The 7984-nt window shown below is 73.4% G+C and carries 10 protein-coding genes and 1 pseudogene; 6 read left to right on the top strand and 5 right to left on the bottom strand.

Features of this window, described 5'->3' with window-relative positions; genetic code table 11:
- Positions 1–488: pseudogene (locus E1291_RS36100) on the bottom strand (hypothetical protein); the annotation flags it as partial.
- 166 nt (positions 489–654) lie between these two features.
- Positions 655–1545 carry a helix-turn-helix domain-containing protein gene (locus tag E1291_RS36095; protein ID WP_131742547.1) on the bottom strand — a complete coding sequence of 297 codons (891 nt, stop codon included), beginning with the start codon at positions 1543–1545 and terminating at the stop codon, positions 655–657.
- A gap of 219 nt (positions 1546–1764) precedes the next feature.
- On the opposite strand from E1291_RS36095, the gene E1291_RS36090 reads away from it, so the two are divergent.
- From E1291_RS36090 to E1291_RS36080, 3 genes are read left to right on the top strand one after another with little or no spacing between them, the layout of a single operon-like run.
- A complete protein-coding gene (locus E1291_RS36090; protein ID WP_131742546.1) occupies positions 1765–2181 on the top strand; it encodes a nuclear transport factor 2 family protein in 417 nt (138 codons plus the stop codon).
- Positions 2182–2234: 53 nt separating this feature from the next.
- Complete coding sequence (gene merB / locus E1291_RS36085) at positions 2235–2960, top strand: organomercurial lyase (protein WP_207401128.1); 726 nt, start codon at positions 2235–2237, stop codon at positions 2958–2960.
- Positions 2961–2998: 38 nt separating this feature from the next.
- On the top strand, positions 2999–3949 hold the full coding sequence (locus E1291_RS36080) for a ribose-phosphate diphosphokinase (RefSeq protein WP_131742545.1): 951 nt from the start codon (positions 2999–3001) through the stop codon (positions 3947–3949).
- A gap of 3 nt (positions 3950–3952) precedes the next feature.
- Here E1291_RS36080 and E1291_RS36075 read toward each other — a convergent pair whose 3' ends face one another.
- A complete protein-coding gene (locus E1291_RS36075; RefSeq protein WP_131742544.1) occupies positions 3953–4345 on the bottom strand; it encodes a hypothetical protein in 393 nt (130 codons plus the stop codon).
- Positions 4346–4506: 161 nt separating this feature from the next.
- Here E1291_RS36075 and E1291_RS36070 point away from each other — a divergent pair, with 161 nt between their 5' ends.
- On the top strand, positions 4507–5145 hold the full coding sequence (locus E1291_RS36070; protein WP_165495465.1) for a YdcF family protein: 639 nt from the start codon (positions 4507–4509) through the stop codon (positions 5143–5145).
- 282 nt (positions 5146–5427) lie between these two features.
- Here the strand turns inward: E1291_RS36070 and E1291_RS36065 are convergent, their stop codons facing one another.
- Both E1291_RS36065 and E1291_RS36060 read right to left on the bottom strand, forming a co-directional pair.
- Entirely contained in the window at positions 5428–5613 is a 186-nt protein-coding gene (locus tag E1291_RS36065; RefSeq protein ID WP_131742549.1) for a DUF5999 family protein, read from the bottom strand.
- A 157-nt stretch (positions 5614–5770) separates the two neighbouring features.
- Positions 5771–6268 carry a hypothetical protein gene (locus tag E1291_RS36060; protein ID WP_242614595.1) on the bottom strand — a complete coding sequence of 166 codons (498 nt, stop codon included), beginning with the start codon at positions 6266–6268 and terminating at the stop codon, positions 5771–5773.
- Positions 6269–6644: 376 nt separating this feature from the next.
- Between E1291_RS36060 and E1291_RS36055 the strand changes: the two genes are divergently transcribed.
- Both E1291_RS36055 and E1291_RS36050 read left to right on the top strand, forming a co-directional pair.
- Positions 6645–6980 (top strand): hypothetical protein, encoded by a 336-nt coding sequence (locus tag E1291_RS36055; RefSeq protein WP_131742542.1) that lies wholly within the window; start codon positions 6645–6647, stop codon positions 6978–6980.
- Positions 6981–7204: 224 nt separating this feature from the next.
- A complete protein-coding gene (locus tag E1291_RS36050) occupies positions 7205–7915 on the top strand; it encodes a DedA family protein (protein WP_242614596.1) in 711 nt (236 codons plus the stop codon).
- Positions 7916–7984 lie beyond the last annotated feature (69 nt).

Below are 7984 nucleotides of genomic sequence, written 5' to 3'. Positions count from 1 at the left end.
GGCGCCGGGCGGTGGATCCGGGCGGGCACCGGTTCGTGCCCGGCGGCGCCGGTCCGGGCCTCGGGCGGCCCGCTCGGCTCGGGCGGACCGGACCCGGAGGGGTGAGGGGAGTCCCGCGGTGCCGGGGCCGCCGGTGCCGGCGGGGCGAGCGGGGACCGCGCCTCCCGCAGCAGGGACTGCCAGTGCGGCAGGGCGGAGATGCCCGGGTCGGCCGGCAGCACCCCGGTCTCCCACGCCCGGCGCTGGCAGCACAGGATGAAGCTGGCGACCCACGCCGAGGACGGCGCGCGCTTGCGGCGCCCCGCGAGCACCTCGAACACCGCCGTCGCGGACAGGACGGGCAGCCCGCGCCGCCCGTACAGCTCGCTCAGCCGCTCGGAGATCTCGGCGAGCCTGCGGTAGGGCGGCCGGTTGCAGGACTCGTAGAACGCGTTGAGCTCGGCGATGAAGTCCACCGGCCCCGAGGGCCGTGAACTGGCGTCGGTCATGTGCGGTCGCCCCCGGTCCCGTCCGCGCGATGGTCCCCCCCGGCTCATGGTGCCAGCCGCGGGGGCCGCGCGGGGGGCCGGTTCCGGCATGGGGTGTGCTGTCTTGTTCTGAACGTCGGGTGTGACCCGTGGTGCGCGCGATCCGCGGCCCGGGACGCGCCGTTCGTCAGAGGTCGTGGAGGATCCGGCCGAGGATCGACGGCGTCTCGCGCGCGGGCGCGGCCCTCACCACGAGCCGGTTCATGACGTGCCAGTAGCACGCCACGGCGGCCGGTTCGGCCGGATAGAGCGCGCCGTTCAGCCGCTGCACGCACACGACGTCGGGCAGCTCGTCCTCGGGCGGCCGCAGCAGCGCGAACGACCCGCCCCCCACCCCCGGCGGCTCGGCGTCCAGCGGCAGCACCTGGAGGGTCACGTTCGCCATGCCGCAGACGTCGATGAGGTGCTCCAGCTGCGCGAAGGCGACGGACCGGCCCCCGCACACCCGCCTCAGCGCGGCCTCGTCGATGACCGCCCACAGCCGCACCGGCCGGGTGCGGTAGAGGATGTCCTGCCGCCGCAGCCGGAGCCGCACGAGGCGGTCGACGTCCCGCTTCGGATGGCGCCCGCCCAGGGCGGCCCGCGCGTAGTCGCCGGTCTGCAGCAGCTCCGAGACGGCCTGCGTCTCGTAGGTGCGGATGACGCTGGCCGACTGCTCCAGTTCGAGGTAGGGCTCGAACCAGGGCGGGATCACGTCCTGGAAGCCGGACCACGGGCCGGGGGCGTTGGCCTGCAGCGCGAGCCCGAGCAGCGTGGCGCGCGCGGCCCGGTCGGTCACGCCGTACGCGGCGCACAGGTCCGCGACCTCGCGCGGCCGCAGCCTGGTCCGGCCGAGCTCCAGCGTGCTGATCCACTCGACCGGGCGGCGGACGGCGGCGCCGGCGTCCTCGCGGCTGCGCCCGTCGGCCTCGCGCAGCCGGCGGAGCTGCGCGCCGAGCACCATCCGGGGGACCGTCGGCCCGCTCTCCCAGTCCTGCTGGACGTCACTGTCGGCTTGCCCGACGGCGGCTGTGCTCATGTCTGCCCGCACCTTCGCTCTGCGCGCCGGGGTCGGCACGGCGGCCCTGGCAAACGTTAGCGCGGGGGTGTCCGGCGCTCGTGTTCTGAACGGACCTTTCTCATTCGGCTTCGTCCGGCGCCGGCTCGTGGCCGCGCCCTCGTGATTGCGGGCCGGTGGCGGCCGGGCTACGCTCCGGGGCCTAACCGGGGAAGTCCCCGTTTTCCTTCGGGAGGAACCATGCCGCTGACCGCCGGCGACCGCGCGGCCATCGCCGACCTGATCGCCCGGCACGGGCACCTCGTCGACGCCGGTGAGCTGGACCGCCTGGGCGAGCTGTTCACCGAGGACGTCGTCTACGACGTCACCGACCTCGGCGCCCCGCCGATCGTGGGCCTGGCCGCCGTGCGCGACGCGGCGCTCGCCCTCGGCGCGGGCAACCCCGTCGCCCACCACGTCACCAACGTCGTCGTGACCGAGGCCCCCGACGACCGCGCCCTTGTCCACTCCAAGGGACTCGGCATCGGGGCCGACGGCTCCTGCGCCAGCGTGACCTACGAGGACACGGTCGTCCGCCTCTCCCAAGGCTGGCGCATCGCGCACCGGAGGATCGAGGCCCGCCGGACTCCGCTGTCCTCCGGGGGGCGAAAGGGGTAGACATGATCACGCGCGGGGCGCCGTCCGGCGTTCCGGTCACTGGAGGGGGACACATGGGCACCGCCATGGAGAACACGCGCGAGGGCCAGGGCGGCGCGAGGGCCGAGCGAGCCGAGGACGTGCGCCTCGCCGTATACCACGGCTTCGCCGCGACCGGCCGGGCACCGGAGGGAGCGGATCTGGCGGCGTCCACCGGGCACTCCGCCGCTCAGGTGGAGGAGGCGTTGAACGACCTCCACGCCTCGCGTGACGTCGTCCTGGAGGGCGGCCGCATCGTCATGGCGCATCCGTTCTCGTCCGTGCCGCTGGGCTTCTCCGTCATGGGCTCGCGCACGCTGTGGTGGGGCGGGTGCGCCTGGGACTCCTTCGCCGTGCCGCATCTGCTCCAGGACGAGCCGGACGTCCTGGTCGCCACCCGCTGCCCGTTCTGCGACGAACCGCACGCGTGGAAGGTCGGGCGGGACGCGCCGCCGTCCGGCGAACAGGTCGCGCACTTCCTCACCCCCGTCCAGCGGATCTGGGACGACGTGGTCCACTCGTGCGCCAACCAGCGCCTGTTCTGCTCGGACGCCTGCGTCGGCGGCTGGCTGGAGCGGACGGGCGAGACGCGCGGCTACACCATGGACCTCGCGACCCTGTGGCGCCTGGCCCAGGGCTGGTACGCCGGGCGGCTGGAGCGCGGCTACCGGCGGCGCGAGCCGTCCGCCGCCGCGTCCTACTTCGCGTCGGCAGGTCTGCGCGGCCGGTTCTGGGGCCTGCCGGACGGCCCCCTAACATGAGGCCCGGCCGACCGAGCCGACCGGACGAGGAGCGTTCCGTGCCAGAGATCGCCGTGTTCAGCGGGAGCGCGCATCCCGGCCTCGCCGCCGAGATGTGCGCGCACCTGGGCGTGCCGCTGAGCCCCGTCCGGATCGACCGGTTCGCCAACGACTGCCTCGAGGTCCAGCTGCAGGCCAACTGCCGCGAACGGGACGTCTTCCTCGTCCAGCCGCTGGTCGCGCCCGTCCAGGAGCACCTGGTGGAGCTGCTCATGATGTGCGACGCCGCCCGGGGCGCGTCGGCGCGCCGCATCACCGTGGTGATGCCGCACTACTCCTACGCCCGCTCCGACAAGAAGGACGCGCCGCGCATCTCCCTCGGCGGCCGGCTGGTCGCCGACCTGCTGGTCGCGTCGGGGGCGAGCCGGGTGCTGGCGATGACGCTGCACTCGCCGCAGGTGCACGGGTTCTTCTCCGTGCCGGTCGACCACCTGCACGCGCTGCGGGAACTGGCCGCGCACTTCCGGCGCCACGACCTGTCGCGGGCGACGGTCGTCTCGCCCGACCTCGGCAACGCCAAGGAGGCCGCGGCCTTCGCGCGGCTGCTCGGCGTGCGCGTCGCGGCGGGCGCCAAGCAGCGCTTCTCCGACGACCGGGTCGAGATCAGCACGGTGATCGGCGACATCGAGGGCCGCGACGTCATCGTCCTGGACGACGAGATCGCGAAGGGCAGCACGGTCCTGGAGCTGCTGCGGCTGCTGCGCGAGCTCGGCGCCCGGACGATCCGGGTCGCCTGCACGCACGGGCTGTTCGCCGCCGGGGCGCTCAAGCGGCTGTCGGCCGAGCCGGACGTGCTGGAGATCGTCTGCACGAACACCGTGCCCGTGCCGGTGCCCGACGAGAGCGGCAAGCTGCGGGTGCTGTCGATCGCCCCGGCGCTGGCCGAGGCGGTCCGGCGGATCCACAACGGCGAGTCGGTCAGCGCCCTGTTCGACTCGCCGCACGCCTGAGGGTCACAGCAGCATGCCGCTGCCGCCCGGCTCCTCCTCCCCGTCGGTCGTGTGCTCCATCTCCAGATACTCGTCGTCGGGCCAGAGGTCGTTGGCGAGGCAGGCGAGGTACTCCTCGTCGCCGGGGTCCAGCTCGGCGGTCATGGACTCGGGGTGGGCGCAGGGACGGGCGCAGGGGCGCGCGCCGAGCTCCTCGTGGACGTCGTCGTGGACGTCCTCGCGGAGGTCTTCGCAGGCGCTCTCGCCGTTCTTCTCGCAGGTGGTCTGGCGGGGGGTCTCGCGAGGGCTCCGGTCGGGGACCGGGGCCGGTCCGGCGGGCGCCGTGGGACGGAACAGGTTGGGCAGGCACAGGCCGAACAGGGCGACCAGTGACACGAGGACCAGGACTGTGATCACACCACCCCGTCCTTTCGCGGTCGAGTTCCACATGATTCTTGCGTAAGTAGCAAAACAGTTGAACGCTACCTGGGGATTCGGACGGATGGGAGCCCGACATGCGGACTGCCCGAGACAACGGGTCGCCAGAGCCACACGGCGACCGGTCCGCCGGGCGTGCGATGGACCCACGGGCCCTTGCGCTGGCCCGCGTGCTGTGGGACCACCTCGTGCTGGCCGACCCCCTCTCCAAGGCTGACGTGATCCTCGCGCTGGGGTGCCACGACACGCGGGTGGCGGTCCACGCGGCACGGCTTTGGCGCGAGGGCTGGGCACCGCTCCTGGTCGTCTCGGGCGGCAACGGCAAGATAACGACCGGGTGGGACGAAACGGAGGCCCGCGCGTTCGCCCGGGTCGCCCGCGAGCACGGCGTCCCCGAGCGGGCCCTGTTGCTGGAGGAGACCGCGTCCAACACCGGCGAGAACATCACCGCGACGCGCCGGTTGCTGGACGCGGAAGGGATCCGGGTGCGCGGCGGAATCCTGGTCGCCAAGCCGTACATGACGCGGCGTGCCGTGGCGACGGCCCGCCGTCAGTGGGCGGACGTCCGCTGGCTGGCGGCCGCCCCCGACCTGGGGTACGACGCCTACCTCGACGGCGTGGACGAACGGCGCTTCATCGAGCTGATGGTCGGCGACCTCCAGCGAATGGCGGTCTACGCCGAGCGCGGTTTCCAGGTGCCGATGCCGGTTCCCGCCGCGCCCTGGGCCGCCTTCGAGGAGCTGGTGCGGCTGGGTTACGGCAGGTACCTGGTTTCCTGAGCACGACGTGCGGGCCCGGGAGCCGGGAGGGAGGGGCAGGCGGGCATGGGACATCACCCCGGCCTGTGCCGGGGTGGTTCACAGGCCGGGGTGAGCATGCCGGTCAGGGCGGCGGCGGTCGGCCGGCGCGCTTGACGATCATGTGGGCCGCGCGGCGCGGGAGGCGAAGAGATCCCCGGCGAGGCGGGGCGACGCGGGCACGGGCCGGCCGCCGGGCGGGGCGGCGGGCGATGCTGCGGGGCCGGGCTCGGGGAGAGGGGCCTCAGATGGCCCCGGACGGTCTCAGACGGCGGCGGGACGGTGCGGCGCGATCACGCGGCCGTCCGGCAGGAGCTCACCGGTGTCCTCGAAGACGACGATGCCGTTGCACAGCAGGCTCCACCCCTGCTCGGGGTGGCTGGCGACGATGCGGGCGGCTTCGCGGTCCAGGTCGTCCGGGGTGGGGCAGTGCGGCTGATGCGTGCAGATCGAGCCGGTTCGAGCGGTCACGGGGTTCCTCCACGGTGTCCTGTGATTAAGGACATAGAAGAAGCTTGCCGTCGCTCGTCCTTAATAGGCAAGTGGATGGGAAATTCTTTACCTTTCGGGGCGTGTGCGGGGGCCAAGATCGGGCAATCGGCGGCGCTCAGCGCAGCAGCCCGCCGTCCGGTTCGTCCCCGTGATCGACGTCCAGGCCGACCACGGAGGTGCATCCCGTGCAGATCCACTCCGCGATGACCGCCTCCGGATTGGTGCCGTGCGTGCGGTACGGGCGGTCGACCCTGCGCCGCCGCATTCCGTGCCCGCAGGACGAGTGCAGCAGCCGCCCGCACATCGGGCAGGGCCAGACGTCCTCCCGCCGGAGGTTGCACTGAGGGCACAGCGGCGACTCGTAGGGGCCGTCGGGCTCGCCGAGGTCCAGTTCCCTCCGCCAGTCGTGCTCCAGGTCGAGGTACTCGTCCGCGGGCCAGTGGTGGTCGGCCAGCCACGCCAGGTACTCCTCGTCGCCGGGTTCGAGCACGGCGGTGAGCGACTCGGGGTGGCCGCCCCCGGCGCGGTGCCGGCTCCGGGAGCGCCGCGCGGTGGCCAGGAGCGCGAGCAGGCCGAGGAGCGCGGCCGCGGCCAAGCCTGTCGCCAAGGGCATCGCGGCGTCCTTACATGATCTCGTGGCGGGAATGTCCGATCATGAATTCACTTCACAAAACGCTGCGAACGCTACAAGAAAGGCTCTTAACGGAAAAGTCGATCACAAAAGATTCTTTACCATGATCATGGTCGGCCTCGGACCGAAACCTGGGCCGTCCGGGGGCCCAAACCCGCTGTCGCCTGGGGGGATTCCGGCCGCCCGTCCCCGTTGGCGCCTCCTGGCGCCGGTGCCGGTTTCACTCTCCGCTGAATCGGCGGCGGCCTCCGGCTTTCCGCAGGGCGGACGAACGGTGGGGGCCGCTGCTCGGGCGGAGTTGGGCCGCGCTTCACCCACGCGCAAGCGGCGCGACACGCGGGGATGGGGGAATGGAGACATGCGCGAGGAGACCGCCCCGTTCGACGAGGTGATCGCCGGGTTCCGCGGTGCCCGGCTCTACGCGCACGGCGCGGACGGCATCGCCTATCTCGCCGAGCGGGCGGGCGTTCCGTACCTGCTCGTCCGGCCGCGTCCGGCGGAGCCCGAGGCCATCGTCCTCGCCTTCGACGACGAGCTTGAGCGCGCCTCTTACCTGGCCGGGCGGTCCGGAGTGGACCGGGCCGCGAGAACGCCCACGCCAGAGTCCGAGGACGCCGAGGACCCGGACCCCGCCGTCGTCCCCCAGGCTCGCACCGCTCTGGCCTCCCCGCCCCTGCCCGTGCGCGGCGCCTGAGAAGACCGGGAGCGGCGGTAAGACTCCCGTCGCCCGCCGCATGGCCGCCCCTTCGGTCGCGCATCGGCGCGAAGACCGGATCTCCGTGACCTCGGGTGCGCCTTCGCCGGGCCCGTGGGTGCGGTTTTCCGCAGTGCGGGGGTGCGGTGCGCGGCCGGTCGATCCGGAGGCGCGCGTCATGGTGGCGGGACCGCCGGATTTCTAGCGTCTTCAGCATGATCGGAATGATGAGCGCGGTGGTGCAGGGGACGTCCGGCACCGAGCCCGCCGGCGGCATCGCGGGCTGGGCGACGGATCTGATGGACCGGCTCGGTGCCCCCGGCGCGGGGCTCGCGATCGCCCTGGAGAACCTGTTCCCGCCGCTGCCGAGCGAGGTGATCCTCCCGCTGGCCGGGTTCACCGCGGCGCAGGGCCGGATGAGCCTGGTCGCCGCCCTGGCCTGGACGACCGCCGGCTCCGTCGCCGGAGCGCTGGCCCTGTACGGGATCGGCGCCCTGGTCGGGCGGGACCGCGTCCGCGCGCTGGCGGCCCGGCTGCCGCTGGTCAAGGTCGCCGACCTCGACCGGACCGAGGCGTGGTTCGCCCGGCACGGCGCCAAGGCGGTGTTCCTCGGCCGCATGATCCCCCTCTTCCGCAGCCTGGTCTCCGTTCCGGCGGGCGTGGAGCGGATGCGGATGACGACCTTCCTGCTGTACACGACCCTCGGCAGCGCGCTGTGGAACGCGGTCTTCGTGCTGGCGGGCTACCAGCTCGGTGACAACTGGCGGACGGTCGAGGAGTACGTGGGCGTCTACTCCAAGGCCGTGGTGGCGCTGGCCGCCCTCGGAGTGCTGGGGTTCGCCGCCGTCCGTATCGTGAAGGCACGCCGTCCGGGCTCGGGGCCGGGGACGCACCGGGCCGAGAGCGGGGACTTCGAACGTGATCGCACCTACTGACGGCCGGGCCGCGGTGCTCCCGTGGAGGCGCCGCGGCCCGCGCGGCGCCGCGCGGGCGCTGGCCGGGCT

This window comes from Actinomadura roseirufa (genome assembly GCF_900659635.1).
GTDB lineage: Bacteria > Actinomycetota > Actinomycetes > Streptosporangiales > Streptosporangiaceae > Spirillospora > Spirillospora roseirufa.
The sequence above is the reverse complement of the archived record's forward strand: the minus strand, read 5'-3'. Positions and strand labels throughout refer to the sequence as shown.